Genomic DNA, 16,965 nt, shown 5'->3' on the forward strand with positions numbered 1-16,965 from the left:
AGCGCTAGCCTGACTCTGAGTCCGGGTATATAGTGAGGCATTTACCGTACAAGTCAATGCCGAAAATATCACAGGCCTTCCAGGTAGGCATCAATATCCTCTTCAAGCTCAGCTTCCTGCTCAGTCTTCTCAACTTCACCGTCTTTGATTCTGTATTCCAGATTCTGCAAATAGATATTCCGCACCATAGCATAGGGGTCGACAGCATTATTAATCAGCTGTTCCTGCTGAATCAGTGATACCCGGGTTTCGAGCGCTTTAATCAAACGCCGGGCCAGGCTGAGTTGCCAGCTAAGATCATCTAGCGGAAAATACGCCGAGTCTGCCACCATACTGACACCACCTCTGACATCTCTCGGTCCCATTGCCGGTAACATCAGATAAGGTCCGGCGCCAACACCCCATACCCCCAATACCTCTTCGAATTCTTCTTCTTCTCTGGCCAGTCCCATCTCACTGGCTACATCAATGGTACCCAGCAGACCCAGAGTGGAATTGACCAGAAAACGTCCTATGCTGATCATAGAGCCGCCTACCTTGCCCTGGAGCAGGTTATTGACGGTATTCACCGGCTCTTCAAGATTAATTGCAGCATTGAGCAATCCTGTGCGGGCAAACCCGGGCATATAATCGGCGTAGGCCACGGCCACAGGGCGCAGAACATAAGGGTCCAGGTACTCCCAGTTAAAGGTCCAGATAGCACGGTTAATCCCTTCAAAAGGATCATTTACAGACTGTCCGGCAACAGGGTCAACCGCTTGATTCTGCGTCGACTGCTCTGCCTCTGGCATACTGTTGATGTCTTCTGTCTGCCCTCGTTCTGGCGCTGATGCGCAGCCACCCAAAACGCTCAGTAACAGTGGTACAAGCAATATCTTTCTGATCATTTAATTTCCCTGTTTATAACGATACTTTGCTGCATTATGGTGCCCGCCTGAATAGTGATACTGACTTCGCCTTCAAGTTCTCCTGCCTGGCTTGAGACATCGGCGTCCTGTGATATACGTGCGATCAGCTGAGCCTGGTTCAGATCTGACAATCGATAATCCGCCATCATCGCATTGGCGTCAGTTAACGTCAGAGTAAGGGGCATCGTATCCAATGGTTGCCTTATCACTGCCGCAGGCATATTGCCTTTTTGTGGATCGCGGGCAAAGACAACCAGGTAGCCTTGTTCCGGCAATTTTGATGTCAGCTCAGGGGCCACACTGATTTTCAGTTGTAATTCTGTGACTGCACTTTCACTACCATTAAGCGCAGCAATACGCTCTGCAACAGAGGCGTACATAGGATCACTCTCTGGTAACTGACTTTGCAACTCCCGCCAGCTATCCAGGGCAAGGTCGTTCTGACCCAGCTGAGTAGCGGTAATGGCCAGCAAGCCCATGGCGCTGTGGTTGCTTTTATCTTTTTCAGTTAATTTGCGCAGAATACCCGATGCCCGTTGCAGATTGGTTTCTGAGGCCGTCATCACCAGTGCCTGGGCCAGGCTCATTTTCGCGCTGTCCCTTGTGGGATCCAGGTCTAAGGATTTTTCATAGGCCTGGATTGCAGAATCCAACCGGTTAAGACTCGCATGCAAACGACCAAGCAGTAACCAACCTTCAGGCGCGTCAGGCTCTCGCCACAGGCGTGTTCTCAGTGCCAGGGCAAACCGTTGGAGCTCTTGCGCTGTAACACTGGGATCAGCGTCCACCACCACGCGCTTGCCTAGCTCCCCAATCTCACTTTTGGCCTGCTGCCAATGCCTCAGATCACCGATTTCATTAGCTTTCCAATAACTGCCGCCCGCTACCGCCAATGCCAACAGCAATCCGATTGTCAGCACCAACACAGAGAAAGATTTACCGCTCCTTTGTTCAGAGCTTTGTTCCTGCGCCAGGGCCAGCTTCAGCTCCTGCTCTGCCTGTTGCTGATCCTCTTTGCCGATCAATCCTTCCTGTACCTCACGTTGCAACTCATTCAGACGCTGGCGGGTAAGACGGATATTCAAATTCTGGCTGTCCAGCTTCGGATCGGCTATTCGCCTGCCCAGCCAGGGCCAGAATATCAACAGTGCGGCGAATACAATCAATACTGCAAAGCCTGACCATAAAACTGTCACTTATCTTCCTCCAGCCATTTCTCAGCTTTAGCCAGCATCGCCGAATCTGCCTGCACAGCCGGCTTATTTCTGCGTCTAATCAGAATGCCCAGCACCAGTAATACGAATAAGGCGGGGCCCATCCATAAAAGCAGGGTCAATGGATTCAGGGGAGGCTGATAATAGACAAAGTCGCCATAGCGCTGTTTCATATAGTCAATAATTTCCTGCTCCGTATAGCCCTGCTGCAACAGCTGATAAACTTTGCGTTTCATGTCCTGCGCCACCAGCGCATTAGAGCCGGCAATACTCTGGTTCTGACATTTAGGGCAGCGCAGGCTCTCAGATAGTGTCAGGAACAATGCCCGTTGACCCGGATCATCAAAATCATAGATTTCATCTGCAGCGTTTAAAGCAAAACTGATCATCAGTAGCAACGCTAAAAAACACCTCATCGGACTGACTCCTGCTGGTTTAACGCCTGACCACTCAACCTTTGATAAACCGATTCAAATTTCTGTTGCCAGACCCGTTCATTCACGTCACCAATATGATGCAGCAGTACTTTTCCCTGAGGACCAATCAAGAAGGTTTCCGGTGCACCCGTTACCCCCAAATCGAGCGACAAACTGCGCTGTTGATCAAAAATATTGAAGGCATAAGGATTACCCAGCTGCCCCAGCTTTTTGTCTATATCAAGACGAATCTGGCGCAAGGATTTGGCACCAAAATCCGGGTCCAGATCCTGTTCATAGTACAAGCCCACTATGCGCACACCCTGCTCACGCAATTGAGTCAAAAATGGCAGTTCGTATGCGCAGGTGACACACCAGGTACCCCATACATTAAGCAGCGTAATTTGGTTATCAAACACCTCGGGGCCATAAACAATGCTGTCATTCATCACATCAGGCAAAGAAAAATCCGGTACCCCACGATTCAGCAGACTGGACTTGCGCTCTGTTGGATCAGAGAACAACCCCTGAAGTAAAAACACACTGACAAGCAAAAACAGCAACAACGGCAGCAAGAACAGACTTAATTTTTTCATACGTCAGCCCTCTTTATCTCTCCCATCGCTGAAGCTTTCCCCATTTGCGGCTTCTCTGATGTGGAGGCTTTGTGTGCAAGTTTTGCCATCCGGTAACGTTTATCAGACAAAGACAGGCACCCGCCTATTGCCATTAACAGCGCCCCCGCCCAAATCCAGCGAATAAAAGGCTTCACATAAACCCGCAATGCCCAGGCGCCGTTATTCAGCTGCTCCCCCAGTGCCACATACAAATCACGGGTCAGCCCTACATCAATGGCGGCTTCGGTCATGACCGAGCGCTGTACCGTATAAAAACGCTTTTCCGCTTCCAGATGATTAAGCTTTTTGCCGTTGGCATAAATATCCATTATCGCCACATGCCCGGTGTAGTTGGGCCCGCGCAGAGGTTCAACGCCCTGCAGCTGGAAGGTATAGCCGGCCAGTTCAATACTATCGCCAGGCGCCATCCGCACATCCCGTTCCTGGCTGTAACTGGTTACCATGGCAATACCGATGATCATCACAGCAAAGCCAAGGTGCCCGAGCACCATGCCCCAATGACTCGGCGTAAGCTGTTTAATTCCGGCGAACATCTCCCCTGAACCGGCGATTCGCTGGCGGACTTCCTGTACCGTTGCCACCAGAATCCAGATACTCAGCACTAACCCCAATGTTGCCATATAAGAAAACGAATCGCTGCCCAGACCTATCAGCAATGCGGCACTGACACTGATCCCAAAGGCCATCAGCAAATGTCGACCAAGGGCCGAAGTACTTTGTTGTTTCCAGCGACTCAGGGGCCCCATGGCCAGCAAGAACACAAAAGGCACGGTCAGATAAACAAACATCTGATCAAAAAACGGCGCACCAACACTAATAGAACCCAACCCCAGTTCCTTGTGCACCAGTGGCAACAGGGTACCCAGCAAAACCACCAGTGTGGCGGCGCTGAGCAAAATATTGTTGCCGATCAACATCATCTCTCTGGATACCAGCTGATAGCGGCCAATGCTGCGCAGCTGCGGCGCCCTGAGCGCATATAATAATAATGAACCGCCAATCACCAGCATTAACAGCGCCAGGATAAATAATCCGCGAGTTGGATCTGAGGCAAAGGAATGCACCGATACAAGAATACCGGAGCGCACCAGAAAGGTGCCTAACAAACTGAGGCAAAACGCCGAAATCGCCAGCAACACCGTCCATGACTTAAACACTTTTCGTTTTTCGGTAACCGCCAGAGAATGCAGCAATGCGGTGCCCACCAGCCAGGGCATAAAGGAGGCGTTCTCCACCGGATCCCAGAACCACCAGCCGCCCCAACCCAGTTCTTTGTATGCCCACCAGCTTCCCAGGGCGATCCCCAGGGTAAGAAATATCCAGGCAGCCAGCGTCCAGGGGCGCGACCAGCGCGCCCAGGTAGAGTCCAGCCTTCCGGCAATCAGTGCTGCGATAGCAAAGGCAAAGACCACTGAGAACCCCACATACCCCATATACAACAACGGGGGGTGAATGATCATGCCAAAATCCTGCAACAGCGGATTAAGATCTCTGCCGTCTACAGGAAAAAACGGAAGCAAACGTTCAAAGGGATTGGAGGCCAATAACATGTAAAGGTAAAAACCAACACCTACCAGGCCTAGAATTCCCAGCACTCTGGCCAGAAATTCACGGGGAATACTGCTGCTGAACACAGCCACAGCCACCGTCCATACTGAAAATATCAGCACCCACAACAGGAACGAGCCTTCATGGCCTCCCCACACAGCTGTAAGACGATAATACCAGGGCAACAACGTATTCGAATTGTGGGCCACATAAGCAACGGTAAAGTCATTCTCAAAAAAGGCCCAGCTCAGGCAGAAATAGGCAAAAGCGGTAAATAAAAATACACCAATGGCCAGCGGCCGCGCTGTGGCCATCAGCGTCGCACTGCCACGTTGAGCCCCCCAAAGAGGATAAATAGCCAGCAATATGGCCATCAACAACGCCAATACTAATGAGAAATGTCCGAGTTCGGCTAACATCTGATCACTCCTTTTGGTAGCCAGCTTCGGATGGCTTTACATGCTTGATACCTTTCATCGCCTCAGCAAGTTCAGGCGGCATATATTCTTCGTCGTGCTTGGCCAGCACTTCTTCTGCTTCAATATGCTTCGCTTGCGTCAGATACCCTGTCGCCACGATGCCCTGCCCTTCGCGAAACAAATCGGGCAAAATGCCCTGATAGCTAACGGTAATCATTGGCCCGGTATCGACTAAATCGAAATTTACCGCCAGACTGTCAGGATCCCGGCGTACCGACCCTTCCACCACCATGCCACCCACACGCAGGCGCTGACCGACCTGAGGTTTAACCCCCTTTTTACCCTGCACAATTTCTGACGGGGTATAGAACAGGTCAATATTCTGTCCCAGCGCATATAGCATCAGGCCGATGGCTCCTGCCACCACGACCAACACTGCGGAAACAGCCAGTAATCGTTGTTTACGCCTTGGATTCATAATTTGCTGCCTTGTTGCTGGTGACGACTGGCCTGAATTCTTGCCTGGCGTTTTTGCTCATCAAGTAACGCCCGAAGTACGTGTTTACGTGCCAGACGGCTTTGCAGGATCAACCCGATCAACGCCAGTAGACTGATCCCAAACGCCAGCCATACAAAAAAACCATATCCACCCATAGCCCAAAAAGCCGACCAGCTATCAAATTGCATTAGAGTTCTCCTGCGTACGGCCGTCACCGGCCAGTGCTTTTACCCAGGGCCGGTGTATTTCACGGCGCATAAGTTCAGTTTGAAACCGGTAGAGGCCAATGGCTGCTGATACCAGCGCCAGACCCAGAATGCACAATAACAATGGCCACAGCATCTCAGGGGCAATCGACGGCTTGCCAAACTTGGTTATCGTGGCCCCCTGATGAAGCGTATTCCACCACTCGACCGAGTAATGAATAATTGGCAGATTCACCACTCCCACGAGGGCCATTACACCGGCAGCTTTGCCCCCCTGCTGTTTGTCATCAAAAGACTGATACAACGCCATTACCCCCAGATACAGGAACAACAGAATCAGCTCAGACGTCAGCCGGGCATCCCACACCCACCAGGTTCCCCACATCGGTTTACCCCAGGCCGCGCCGGTAAACAGTGCGATAAACGTCAGCACCGCCCCGACCGGAGCAATAGCAGCCACCGCCATGGTGGCAGTACGGATCTGCCATACCAGACCAATCAGTGCGCTGATCGCCATCACGCTGTATACGCCCATAGATAAAATGGCTGAAGGTACATGGATATAGATAATGCGAAAAGAATCGCCCTGCTGATAGTCTGATGGCGCATAGGCCAACCCCCAAACAATACCTACACCTAAAATCAGCCCTGCGCTGATGCTCAGCCAGGGTAGCAGCCTGCCACACAGCCTGAAGGCCTGTTCTGATTTGGCATAGGGATGTAACCATTTCCACATGTAACGTACTACCTTTTTATTTGTCTGTGGTTTACTCAGCTCTGAATCACTCTAAGAGCATAAGCCGTAGCAAAAGGGGTTAGTGCCAGCGCCAATAATAACAGCGCTCCTATAATGGCAAGCTGACCATTATAAGAGAGTTGCAACGCCGCTGCATCCACTGCCGAAGTCGCAAAGATAAGCAGCGGAATAAATAAGGGCAATAGCAGTAGCGACAACAATACCCCGCCTCGCTGCAACCCGGTTGTCAGAGCTACTCCGGTGGCGCCGACAAGACTCAGTAACGGGGTGCCCAATAGTAACGTAATCAGCAACGCCTGATACATGTCCAGAGTCAGGTTCAGAAAAACCGCCAATAAAGGGGAAATCAATAACAGCGGCAATACACAGGTCAGCCAGTGAGACAGTACTTTGATCAATACCACCAGAGTGAGGGGTACTGGCGACAGCATCATTTGTTCCAGCCATCCGTCATTAAAATCGTCTCTGAACAGCCGCTCCATACCCAGTAAAGAAGCAAGTAACACCGCCACCCAAATGACACCGGGACCTATTTTCTGCAACATTTGTGGCCCCGGGCCTACTCCAAGAGGAAACAGACTAATCACCAGTACAAAAAACACCAGTGGTTGCAACAACTCACCCTTTTGTCTGAATGCCAGCGCCAGCTCTCTTGTCAGCAATGCCTGCAATGATCCCCTCATAAACGGTACTCCAGCTCCAGGGTACGTACCGGGTGATCGAGTGCCAGTGACTGATGTGATGTGAGAAGAAGCATTCCCTGCCCTGCCAGATGTTGTTCCATTTTGCGACTCAGTAAGTCAATCGCATAACTATCCAGTGCCGTAAATGGCTCATCCAGCACCCACAACCTGGCCGGTTTAAGCCACAATCGGGCCAGTGCAATACGCCGCTGCTGGCCGGCGGACAACTGCCCCGCCGGTAAATGTTCAAGGCCCACTAAACCAATCTCATCCAGTACGGGATAGACGTCCGTATTTGCAGAAACATTCTGCATGCGACACCAATAAAGCAGGTTCTCTGCGGCAGTTAAACTCTGATTAACGGCATACTTGTGACCGCAATAAACCAGCTGTGACGAATAACCTTGCATCACCTGCCTGATATTCTGTTGCTGCCACAACACCTCTCCGCTATCGGGCTCAGCCAGCCCCACCAGAATTCTCAGCAAGCTGGTCTTGCCGGCACCATTAGGCCCCTGAATATGCATGATGTCACCGGTCTCGACGGTAAAGCTAAGGCGCTCAAACAAGACACGATCACGTTTAATGCAACACAGGTTATTGACAGACAAACAGCTCAAATCAGGCTCTGGCAGTGAAGAAAAATTCGGGCGCGATAATAACACAATAAAGCGCTGCCATTCTATTCTGTAATCGCTGGGTATATGCTTGATGCTATGAGCTATTAACAGACTAACGGTCAGGCCGATAACAGAGCATGTCAGATATTTTACTCTCCTCACAGCGGCAGCTAACGCTTGCCCTGAAACAGCTGCAATCTGCAGGCAATGCAGCGACAACCGGACTGCAACAGCAGGCCAGCCAGGCAATGGTTCAACACCTTTCGGGCAACCAATTGCTGCTGCAAACGCAAAAAGGGGAGTTACAATTACCCGGCCGGACAATACGGGGGCAGCTCAGCGCAGGGCAGATTTACACGCTGACACTGGACAACAAAGACACCGGAAAACTGATTTTTTCTACCCCACCTGGCCTGCTGCAATCGGGGCGCTCTGATGTGAACAGCACCACAATATCGCAATTAATCCCTAAGGCACTGGCAGAGGTGATACTGGCACAATCACTCTCTGAAAGCCTTGCTCCGGTAACCGATAAGCTTAAACAATCCGTCAATGTAGAACACAATACCGTGGCGTTGTCGGCAAAGGTAATCGCTGCACAGGGCACCCGATTGACGCTACAACTGGCGAATACTCAGATTGATGTGCAATTGCCCAGGCCCCCTTTAGAATTGAGCAAAGGGCAAATAGTACAGCTTCGCTATCAAAACACTGGTGAATGGGCACTGACCATGGAGCCTAAAGCTCCGGCGTCGCAAAACACCGTGAAGGTGACGATGCCGGCCAATCAGGTCAGTCCGTTGACCGTTCTGATTGCCAAAGACAAAACCATCCCCCTGTCGCAAAGCAGTGTTGAGAATTTGTTGCAAAAGGCACCACCATCGCTGCAACCACTTTTGCCACTGTTGAATCAGCTCAGGACTATGCCGGATGCCGGCGCCCTGAATGTCACACACTCGGGCAAGGTAAATCTGCTGTTGACGATGACAAATGGTACAGAGAAAGCCAGTATCAGCTTATCCGACACTCAGCGGCAGAGCCTGCAACAGTTGTTGCCGACACTGGCAGGACAAAAACCAACACCGAACTCACAGGTAATAACCTCACAACCTGCTATCTCAGGCCAGAATCTGTCAGTGGCTCAGCAAAATGCAGATTTAGTCAGCCCACAGTTATTAAAGCCGTCGGCAGATTCCACTACCAATCAGTCTCTGCAGCTGTTATTGCGTCGTACCCTCGCAATACAGGAGTCTCCGGCTTTGAATATGAGCAAGGTTGAACAGGCGCTGAAGGACAGTGTTATTAATCAACCCGATACTGCCAAAGTCGTGCAACAACTTACACAACAGCTAAATCAGAGCCTGCCAAAAGGCACCGAGCAAGATGCCGTTCAGTTGCGGGCTCTGCTTAGCCAGCCAGCAATGGCATTGACCCCTTTAAGTCTCACTACCAGTACCAGTCAGCAGGGTTTTATCGGTGGCCTGGTGACCTTGTTGCAATTGTCTCTGGCTGCCAGACAAGCAAGAAATCAACCCGCTCAGGGTGAGAGGCTGGCTGAACGAATAAGCGGTATGCTGGAAACGGTCTCTGGCGGCAATCGGGTCTCCCCAAGAGGGTTGGCTGATTTTGCCCAGGCCGAACAGAGGCATCAACTGATTCGTAATCTGAACCTGTTATTGGCAAGCCATACTGGGCACAAAGCCAGCAGCGCAGAGAGTCAGCTTCAGGGCCAGGACAGTTTTTATTACAGTCTGCCCGTCGGTCAGGATTCCAACCGAAAGGATATTGAGCTGCTTATCCGCCGTGAACCGCCGCCAGATAAAAAAAATCAGCAACAACACGGCGGTGATAAACAATGGAACCTGACGATGAAAATGGATATCGGTGAGCTCGGAGGCCTTCTGGCCAAGGCCAGATTATATGACACTCAACTGGAACTGGATTTCTATGCCGCTAATGACAAGCTTAAAGATAAGGTCATTGCTTTTCTGCCTCATTTGAAAAAGCGTTTTGAAGCGTTAGGCATAGACATCAATCATAGCCAATGCCAGTTGGGGAAAATTCCGCAACACCTTCAACAACGGCCCTATCAGGTTTTCGAGACACAGGCATGAAGAATCCCAAAAACAGCAAACCGCGCAGTGCAGTAGGTATTAAATATCAGGCTGAGGATAAACAACAGGCGCCGAAGGTGATCGCCAAAGGCTTTGGCGATCTTGCCGATGAGATTATTGAACTGGCTCGCCAGTCCGGCGTGCTGATACACGAAGATGAGCATCTTGCCGGGTTTCTCAACCAGCTCGACCTGGGCCAGGAAATCCCCCGGGAGCTGTACCTGGTAATTGCCGAATTGATCGCGTTTTCCTATGTTTTGCAAGGGAAATTTCCGGAATCATGGACCAATCCCCATGGGCGCGTCTCACAAAAAGTTTAGGGTCTGCAGCCTTTAAAAGCCGGGTGCAGAGGCTTGCATTTCGACAGACTCAACTGTATAACCAAGCCCACGCTATTGCAGCTTTGGTCTGTTATTGAGCGGATACTGTATCCCTCAAAAAAGGTCAGAGTGACGGATTGTGCAATTTCTACAAGGCTAATAATAATGACAACGAAAACAACAATGAAAAACGACACGGGATTTTTTGGTCACCCTGGTGGCCTTTCAACACTCTTTTTTACCGAGATGTGGGAGCGCATGAGTTATTACGGCATGCGCGCCTTGCTGGTACTGTATATGACAGCCAGCATGCAGGAAAATGGTCTGGCTATTACCGTCGCATCAGCCACAGCCATTTATGGTCTGTACACCGGCGCGGTATATTTTATGGGGTTACCGGGTGGCTGGATAGCCGATCGCCTGCTCGGCGGGCAGCGAGCCGTCTGGTATGGGGGCATCGTCATCATGTGTGGCCATATTGTGCTGGCCATTCCCGGCGATCACACCTTTTTCATTGGCCTGATTCTGGTGGTACTGGGCACAGGGCTGCTCAAACCCAATATCGGTGCCATGGTGGGCCAGCTTTACAGCAGTGAAGATGAACGCCGTGACAGCGGCTATACCCTGTATTACATGGGCATCAATATCGGCTCTATTATCGGCTATTTTGTGTGTGGTTACCTGCAAACCAATATGGGCTGGCACTGGGCCTTTGGTGCCGCCGCTGTGGGTATGGGCCTGGGTCTGATTCAGTACAGAATCACCTTGCCTAAACTGGAAACTGTAGGGCAAATAGCTCCCCAGCCATTATCACCAAAGGCCACCCGGGTAAGTTGGGGTGTGATTGTGGCATTTCTGGTTGCTTTAGCCCTGGTGTCATTCTCCATTATGACCGGGCTGTTAACCATCAATCCGGTCAGTATTGCGCAGAATGTTGCCATTGGCATCACAGCAATATTCTGCATTTACTACGCCGCTATTTTCTTCTTCTCCAACCTCAATGGTGATGAGAAAAAACGTTTACTGGCGTTGTTGCTGGTGTGTATTGCTTCCATCTGCTTCTGGGCCGGCTTCGAACAGGCTGGCTCATCACTGAACCTGTTTGGCCGGGATCTGACCGATCGTATGATTGGAACCTTTGAAATTCCCGCGGCGTGGTTCCTGTCGGCTAACTCTATCTTCCTGGTTATCCTGTCGCCCTTTTTTGCGGCGCTGTGGATCAATCTGAGTAAACGGATGATCAATCCTTCTTATGGTTTTAAGAGTGCTCTGGGCCTGATCATCATGGCCACCGGCTTTATTGTGATGTTCTTTGCCGCACAGTTTGCCGCCAGCGGTCTCAAAGTGGCACCCTACTGGCTGATCGCCACCTACTTCCTGCATACAGTAGGGGAGCTTTGTTTAAGCCCGGTAGCGTTGAGTGCAGTGAGCAAACTCTCACCCAAGCGCATGGCCGGTCAGATGATGGGCGTGTTTGTACTGACCTATTCTATCGGCAACGTGGTTGCCGGTTTGCTGGCCGGTAACTTCGACCCGGAGAAGCCAGCTGAAATGCCTGACTTGTATATGCAGATCACGCTGTTCAGCATCGCCATCGGTATCGTTATCTTCCTGCTGGCACTGAAAACCCGCAAGTGGGAGAAACTGGCTGAGAAGCCCGAAGACGACCATCCGGGCGCTGTGATCGATGCCAATGAGCCGATCAAACAAAACTGATTAACCCTGTGCGAAATACAAGCCCCTTTTTGTGCAAGTAAAAGGGGCTTTTTTATTTCCAGCCCTTATCCTGTTCGGATTGTTAAGGTAAGCTTCACCTCACGCAAAGCAAACCAATGATGTTATGAAGCTGTATTTTTCAACCCGCCATATTTCCGCACTGCGGGAACTGCCGCTGACTGAACGACTGGCGTTGCTCAGCCAGGCCAGTGCAAAGCTGACTGCACCGGAAAAGCTGCTGTTAAACGTGCTCAAGCTGGTCATTCTGATTCCGGCCTTTGTACTGATACTCTATGCCCCCCGGGACTGGCTGAATCTGCTCTGGGCCGCTCTGGTATTAGCCACATATCCGCTGATACTGAAGCCTGTGCAATATGGCCTGAGTGAAAAATACCTGCCTGAAAATTTAACCCAAGGAAACAAGGACAATGTCTGATATTCTGGTCACCGGCGGCGCCGGCTATATTGGCAGCCATACCACACTGCAACTGCTTGAGCAGGGTCACAATGTGTGGGTTATTGATAATCTCAGTAACGCCTCACAGGAATCCTTAAACCGGGTAGAGAAACTTGCCGGAAAATCGCTGCACTTTATTCAGGGCGATATTCTCGATCGCGCTTTGCTGGATAAGCTTTTCGGGGAGCAACATATTGATTCGGTGATCCACTTTGCCGGCCTCAAGGCTGTAGGTGAGTCGGTACAACAGCCATTGCGCTATTATCAGAATAATGTCGCCGGTACCCTGACGCTATGTCAGGCAATGCAGGATCATGATGTCACCAATCTGGTGTTCAGCTCCTCGGCGACCGTATATGGCGATCCTACTGCCTTACCGTTAACCGAATCCATGCCCACCGGGGAGCCCACTAACCCTTATGGTCAGTCCAAGCTGATGGTGGAACTGCTTTTAAAGGATCTCTACCGCGCCGACAACAACTGGAATATCACTCTGCTGCGCTATTTTAACCCTGTGGGTGCCCACCCTTCGGGCGAAATAGGCGAAGATCCCAATGGCATTCCCAATAATCTGATGCCTTTTATTGCCCAGGTGGCCAGTGGCAAACGAGACGCTCTGAACATTTTTGGGAATGACTATGATACGCCTGACGGTACAGGTGTCAGAGACTATATTCATGTTGAAGATTTGGCGGCAGGCCATTTAAAAGCGCTGGACAAATTGCCAGGTTCCGGTCTTAAAACCTATAACCTGGGGACCGGACAAGGCTATTCGGTGCTGGAAATGGTCAAAGCGTTCGAAAAAGCCAGCGGTCAGTCAGTACCTTACAAGATTGTAGCGCGACGCCCCGGCGATGTGGCCAGTTGTTATGCCGATGCGACGCTGGCGGAAAATGACCTGGGCTGGAGCGCAGAAAAAGGGATTGAGCAGATGTGTGCCGATACCTGGCACTGGCAGTCCAACAACCCGGATGGTTATCGCAACTAGGTTCACCACCCGGCACCTTTGATGCATAGATCGGCAGTACTATTTTTATTTACAGTGAATCAAAGGGGCTGGGCAGGCAGAAGATCGCGAAGGAACACGAAGATAAGGTATAAACAGTGAATCCTTTCCCCCTCAGCGTTTCGTAAAGGCCACTGGATGCCCAGCAACCACTGAAAGAGCAATGTGCTGATAATAACACCGTGCTATCAAAGGTTGCTGGGTGCCTCTGTGGTGAATATCTTCTTAAACCTCAGCGCCTTTGCGCCTCGGCGAGATCAAACAAAGAAGAGCCCTGGATCTCGCAGAGACACTGAGTTCGCAAAGAAAAGCAAAAATTCGCACTGTCTCCCCTGTTCGTGCTTTTAGTGTTTTTCGTGGTTAAAGCTTTTCAACCACTAAAGGCACAAAAATCACGAACTATTCTCTTACTCAGCGCCTTAGCGTCCCTGCAAGCTCCAAAAAATCCTCCCGGAACTCACAGAGATATTAATTCTCTGTGTCCTTCGTGACTCTGTGGTGAATCAGGCTGGCAGATCAATCCCCACATCACGCATCTTCGCCAGTTTATAGCGCAGGGTGCGCGGGCTTATGCCCAGTTTATCGGCTACGGCTTTGCGACTGCCGTTACAGGATTTCAGCGTATCCAGAATAATCTGGTGCTCCTGTTGCTGCAGTTCGTTGCCCAGCTTACTGCCCTCCGGCTCCATAATCTCATCCTGCTCAAAGTCGACAGACATATCCTGTTCCAGCATTAAATCTGTGGCATCAATCTGCTCATCACTGACCAGTATCAAGGCACGCTGAATGACATTTTCCAGCTCCCGGACATTACCCGGCCAGGCATATTGCTCGAGTTTGTTGCGCGCCGCGGCGCTCAATGTCGGGATCGCATTGCCGCCCTTTTGACTATGGCGTTCAATCAGGTGCTGGGCCAGTGGAATAATATCCCCTTTACGCTGAGCCAGAGGCGACCAGGTGAGTGGGAACACATTCAGACGATAATAAAGATCTTCACGGAACCGGCCATCCTGAACCGCCCGTCGAAGATCCCGGTTACTGGTCGCCAATACTCTGACATCCAGATCGATCGTCTTGCGACTACCAAGCCGTTCCACTTCTTTTTCCTGCAATACGCGCAGTAACTTGGCTTGCAGGGACAGATCCATTTCGGTGATCTCATCCAGCAATATCGTTCCGCCCTGAGCCTGTTCAAACTTACCCGGGCAAGCCTGTAAAGCACCGGTAAAAGCGCCTTTATCATAGCCAAACAAGGTGGCTTCGAGCATATTCTCAGGAATCGCCGCACAGTTAATGGCCACAAAAGGCCCATCGGCGCGGCCGGACTGATCGTGAATATAGCGGGCAAGTACTTCTTTACCAGAACCACTGGGGCCTAAAACCATCACCGTAGCATCGGCACGAGCCACTTTTTGCGCCAGTTCCAGTAATTTATGGCTGCTCGGATCTCCCACTACAGGATGGCAGGATTCCACTTTGTTTGCCGGAGCATAACGCCCGACCAGATTCAGCAGAACCTGAGGCGCAAAAGGTTTAGCTAAATAATCAGTAGCACCATCGCGCATCGCCTGCACCGCATCATCGATGGTGGCATAGGCAGTCATCAGTAAAACCGGCAGATTAGGATATTTTTGCTTGATACTGCGAAGCAATGTCAGGCCTGACATCTGGCCCATCTGTATATCACTGACAACCAGATCCACAGTATGTTGCCCGAGCAGGGACATAGCACTTTCAGCACAATCCGCTTCGATCAGTTCATAGCCACCCAACAGCAGGGTGTCGACCAGCGCTTCCCTTAAGCCGGCATCATCTTCCACAATCAATATTTTGCTCAGACTCATAGATTACCTCCACCTGCACTTAGCAAGGAATAATTCTGTTCTTCCCGATAAATAGGTAACAGCATCTCAACTCTGGCACCGCCCCGAGGATTATTGGTGGCGCGTACACTACCCTGATGGGACTGAGCAACGGATTTCACCACTGCCAGACCCAGCCCGGTTCCCTGGCTTTTAGAGGTATAGAAAGGGTCGAAGATACTCTGACACTTCCCCTCAGGAATACCGGGGCCATTGTCACTAACCGACAGCCGCACCTGCTCAGGATTTCGGGCATCCCGGCTCGCTGCGATTTCAATCTGACAGCCCAGCGGATTGGCCTGTAAACTGTTATGAATAAGGTTTTGCAGTGCACTGGCCAGTGCCGTTTTATTGCCCATCACCAGAATATCCGGCTCCGGGAGATCCAGTGTCAGCGAAGCCTGACGCTGCACCAGCATGGCTTCACTACCCGCTTCCACTTCCAGCATCAGACTTTGTAATGACAACTCAGCCACCACTTGCTGCTCGCCGCTTTTAGCAAACAACAACATATCGTTTACCTGTTGTTCCAGATCTTTGAGCCTGGCCATCAGCTTATCGGCAAACTGATTACGGGAGTCGGGGTTCAGGGTGGGATTTTGTAAATTGGCACCGTAGAGCATGGCCGACGACAGTGGTGTTCTGATCTGATGCGCCAAAGAGGCTACCATACGCCCCAATGACGACAGGTTTCGCATGTGGCTGATTTGTTGCTGCAGTCGACGGGTATGGGTCAGGTCGGTGATCACGATCAGCTGCCCCGGCTCAAGCTCCAGCGGAGAAATCGAGAACTGAACCTTGCGCCCATCCTGCAATGAAACTTCATGACCATCATCGGCCTGGGGTTTAAAAGCACGGGCAATAATAGTGCGCCAGCTTTGCTCTTCCAGTGGCTCGCCTAACAACTCTACCGCTACCTGATTGGCCTGCCTGACGATACCGCGACCATCAATGACAATGACCCCGGCCGGCATCACTTCCAGCAAGTGTTCGAGACGGGAAGATTGCTGGCGCAGACGCAGGACTTCCTGCGGGCTTGCTTGCGACTGCTCATACGAGCTCAGGGATTCGCTGGTAGTGGCGGTTTTTACAGAATCAGAAAACTGCGACTCGGTTGTCATAATTACCCCATGTCAAAACTTGGACACCGAAAAAGACACAAGGGATAAAGCAGAGAACGTGCCAGTATTATTATTTGTTATTTATCAAAATGTTAGTCATTAAATGGAACGTCATAATACCGGCATTACGGCCTGGAGATTGAGAAAACAGGATAATAACCACTGAGACGCGAAAGAGCCCAGAGATTTGAATGGTTAAACGCTTTGCTCCTTTCGTGTTTTTCGTGCCTTTCGTGGTTGAAAAGCTTTAACCACGAAAAACACTAAAAGCACGAACAGGGGAGATAGGGCAAATTGATGCTTTTCTTTGCGATCTCAGCGTCTCTGCGAGATCCAGGCCTCTTATTTATTTGATCTCGCAGAGGCGCAAAGACGCTGAGATATAAAGACCTTCTATATTGTGGTGGAAGCGTTTTTGTCCTGTGGTACCTGTTAGTAGCAAAGGCGCTGGGTTCCCGCCA

The 16,965-nt window shown here is 50.9% G+C and carries 17 protein-coding genes; 5 read left to right on the plus strand and 12 right to left on the minus strand.

Annotated elements, in window-relative coordinates; all coding sequences use genetic code 11:
- Positions 1-68 precede the first annotated feature (68 nt).
- From CDA54_RS17595 to ccmA, 10 genes are read right to left on the minus strand one after another with little or no spacing between them, the layout of a single operon-like run.
- Positions 69-887 (minus strand): MlaA family lipoprotein, encoded by an 819-nt coding sequence (locus CDA54_RS17595; RefSeq protein WP_099036358.1) that lies wholly within the window; start codon positions 885-887, stop codon positions 69-71.
- Entirely contained in the window at positions 884-2,104 is a 1,221-nt protein-coding gene (gene ccmI, locus CDA54_RS17600) for a c-type cytochrome biogenesis protein CcmI (protein ID WP_099036359.1), read from the minus strand. Before ccmI ends, CDA54_RS17595 begins: the two co-directional genes overlap by 4 nt.
- Positions 2,101-2,538 carry a cytochrome c-type biogenesis protein gene (locus CDA54_RS17605; RefSeq protein WP_099036360.1) on the minus strand — a complete coding sequence of 146 codons (438 nt, stop codon included), beginning with the start codon at positions 2,536-2,538 and terminating at the stop codon, positions 2,101-2,103. The genes ccmI and CDA54_RS17605 overlap by 4 nt, the downstream gene beginning before the upstream one ends.
- Positions 2,535-3,134, minus strand: coding sequence for a redoxin family protein (locus CDA54_RS17610; RefSeq protein WP_099036361.1), 600 nt, complete (start codon positions 3,132-3,134; stop codon positions 2,535-2,537). The genes CDA54_RS17605 and CDA54_RS17610 overlap by 4 nt, the downstream gene beginning before the upstream one ends.
- Positions 3,131-5,143 carry a heme lyase CcmF/NrfE family subunit gene (locus tag CDA54_RS17615; RefSeq protein ID WP_099036362.1) on the minus strand — a complete coding sequence of 671 codons (2,013 nt, stop codon included), beginning with the start codon at positions 5,141-5,143 and terminating at the stop codon, positions 3,131-3,133. Before CDA54_RS17615 ends, CDA54_RS17610 begins: the two co-directional genes overlap by 4 nt.
- A 4-nt stretch (positions 5,144-5,147) precedes the next feature.
- Positions 5,148-5,621, minus strand: coding sequence for a cytochrome c maturation protein CcmE (ccmE, locus tag CDA54_RS17620; protein ID WP_099036363.1), 474 nt, complete (start codon positions 5,619-5,621; stop codon positions 5,148-5,150).
- The gene (ccmD, locus tag CDA54_RS17625) at positions 5,618-5,830 is read right to left on the minus strand and encodes a heme exporter protein CcmD (RefSeq protein ID WP_099036364.1); all 213 of its coding nucleotides are present in this window, start codon (positions 5,828-5,830) and stop codon (positions 5,618-5,620) included. Before ccmD ends, ccmE begins: the two co-directional genes overlap by 4 nt.
- Positions 5,820-6,584 (minus strand): heme ABC transporter permease, encoded by a 765-nt coding sequence (locus tag CDA54_RS17630; protein ID WP_099036365.1) that lies wholly within the window; start codon positions 6,582-6,584, stop codon positions 5,820-5,822. The genes ccmD and CDA54_RS17630 overlap by 11 nt, the downstream gene beginning before the upstream one ends.
- Positions 6,585-6,619: 35 nt before the next feature.
- Positions 6,620-7,288 (minus strand): heme exporter protein CcmB, encoded by a 669-nt coding sequence (gene ccmB, locus CDA54_RS17635; RefSeq protein WP_099036366.1) that lies wholly within the window; start codon positions 7,286-7,288, stop codon positions 6,620-6,622.
- Complete coding sequence (gene ccmA / locus CDA54_RS17640; protein WP_099036376.1) at positions 7,285-7,908, minus strand: cytochrome c biogenesis heme-transporting ATPase CcmA; 624 nt, start codon at positions 7,906-7,908, stop codon at positions 7,285-7,287. The genes ccmB and ccmA overlap by 4 nt, the downstream gene beginning before the upstream one ends.
- A 137-nt stretch (positions 7,909-8,045) precedes the next feature.
- Here ccmA and CDA54_RS17645 point away from each other — a divergent pair, with 137 nt between their 5' ends.
- The 5 genes from CDA54_RS17645 (at position 8,046) to galE (ending at position 13,503) form a co-directional block, all read left to right on the plus strand.
- Positions 8,046-10,022, plus strand: a complete 1,977-nt coding sequence (locus CDA54_RS17645; protein ID WP_099036367.1) for a flagellar hook-length control protein FliK — start codon at positions 8,046-8,048, stop codon at positions 10,020-10,022.
- Positions 10,019-10,342: an EscU/YscU/HrcU family type III secretion system export apparatus switch protein gene (locus CDA54_RS17650; protein ID WP_099036368.1), complete on the plus strand. Its 324-nt coding sequence runs from the start codon at positions 10,019-10,021 to the stop codon at positions 10,340-10,342. The genes CDA54_RS17645 and CDA54_RS17650 overlap by 4 nt, the downstream gene beginning before the upstream one ends.
- 165 nt (positions 10,343-10,507) lie before the next feature.
- Complete coding sequence (locus CDA54_RS17655; protein WP_099036369.1) at positions 10,508-12,058, plus strand: peptide MFS transporter; 1,551 nt, start codon at positions 10,508-10,510, stop codon at positions 12,056-12,058.
- Positions 12,059-12,182: 124 nt separating this feature from the next.
- Positions 12,183-12,494: a DUF6170 family protein gene (locus tag CDA54_RS17660; RefSeq protein ID WP_099036370.1), complete on the plus strand. Its 312-nt coding sequence runs from the start codon at positions 12,183-12,185 to the stop codon at positions 12,492-12,494.
- Positions 12,487-13,503 carry a UDP-glucose 4-epimerase GalE gene (galE, locus tag CDA54_RS17665; protein WP_099036371.1) on the plus strand — a complete coding sequence of 339 codons (1,017 nt, stop codon included), beginning with the start codon at positions 12,487-12,489 and terminating at the stop codon, positions 13,501-13,503. Before CDA54_RS17660 ends, galE begins: the two co-directional genes overlap by 8 nt.
- 521 nt (positions 13,504-14,024) lie before the next feature.
- Here galE and CDA54_RS17670 read toward each other — a convergent pair.
- Both CDA54_RS17670 and CDA54_RS17675 read right to left on the minus strand, forming a co-directional pair.
- Complete coding sequence (locus CDA54_RS17670; RefSeq protein ID WP_099036372.1) at positions 14,025-15,365, minus strand: sigma-54-dependent transcriptional regulator; 1,341 nt, start codon at positions 15,363-15,365, stop codon at positions 14,025-14,027.
- On the minus strand, positions 15,362-16,504 hold the full coding sequence (locus CDA54_RS17675) for a sensor histidine kinase (RefSeq protein ID WP_099036373.1): 1,143 nt from the start codon (positions 16,502-16,504) through the stop codon (positions 15,362-15,364). Before CDA54_RS17675 ends, CDA54_RS17670 begins: the two co-directional genes overlap by 4 nt.
- Positions 16,505-16,965: the final 461 nt, after the last annotated feature.

This window comes from Lacimicrobium alkaliphilum, assembly GCF_002591895.1.
Lineage (GTDB): Bacteria > Pseudomonadota > Gammaproteobacteria > Enterobacterales > Alteromonadaceae > Lacimicrobium > Lacimicrobium alkaliphilum.

Coding starts and splice junctions, on each gene's coding strand:
- CDA54_RS17660 (WP_099036370.1), top strand. CDS start 12,183: ATGAAGCTGTATTTTTCAACCCGCCATATTTCCGCACTGCGGGAACTG.
- ccmD (WP_099036364.1), bottom strand. CDS start 5,830: ATGCAATTTGATAGCTGGTCGGCTTTTTGGGCTATGGGTGGATATGGT.
- CDA54_RS17595 (WP_099036358.1), bottom strand. CDS start 887: ATGATCAGAAAGATATTGCTTGTACCACTGTTACTGAGCGTTTTGGGT.
- CDA54_RS17630 (WP_099036365.1), bottom strand. CDS start 6,584: ATGTGGAAATGGTTACATCCCTATGCCAAATCAGAACAGGCCTTCAGG.
- galE (WP_099036371.1), top strand. CDS start 12,487: ATGTCTGATATTCTGGTCACCGGCGGCGCCGGCTATATTGGCAGCCAT.
- ccmE (WP_099036363.1), bottom strand. CDS start 5,621: ATGAATCCAAGGCGTAAACAACGATTACTGGCTGTTTCCGCAGTGTTG.
- CDA54_RS17645 (WP_099036367.1), top strand. CDS start 8,046: ATGTCAGATATTTTACTCTCCTCACAGCGGCAGCTAACGCTTGCCCTG.
- CDA54_RS17655 (WP_099036369.1), top strand. CDS start 10,508: ATGACAACGAAAACAACAATGAAAAACGACACGGGATTTTTTGGTCAC.
- CDA54_RS17610 (WP_099036361.1), bottom strand. CDS start 3,134: ATGAAAAAATTAAGTCTGTTCTTGCTGCCGTTGTTGCTGTTTTTGCTT.
- CDA54_RS17605 (WP_099036360.1), bottom strand. CDS start 2,538: ATGAGGTGTTTTTTAGCGTTGCTACTGATGATCAGTTTTGCTTTAAAC.
- CDA54_RS17675 (WP_099036373.1), bottom strand. CDS start 16,504: ATGACAACCGAGTCGCAGTTTTCTGATTCTGTAAAAACCGCCACTACC.
- CDA54_RS17670 (WP_099036372.1), bottom strand. CDS start 15,365: ATGAGTCTGAGCAAAATATTGATTGTGGAAGATGATGCCGGCTTAAGG.
- CDA54_RS17615 (WP_099036362.1), bottom strand. CDS start 5,143: ATGTTAGCCGAACTCGGACATTTCTCATTAGTATTGGCGTTGTTGATG.
- ccmB (WP_099036366.1), bottom strand. CDS start 7,288: ATGAGGGGATCATTGCAGGCATTGCTGACAAGAGAGCTGGCGCTGGCA.
- CDA54_RS17650 (WP_099036368.1), top strand. CDS start 10,019: ATGAAGAATCCCAAAAACAGCAAACCGCGCAGTGCAGTAGGTATTAAA.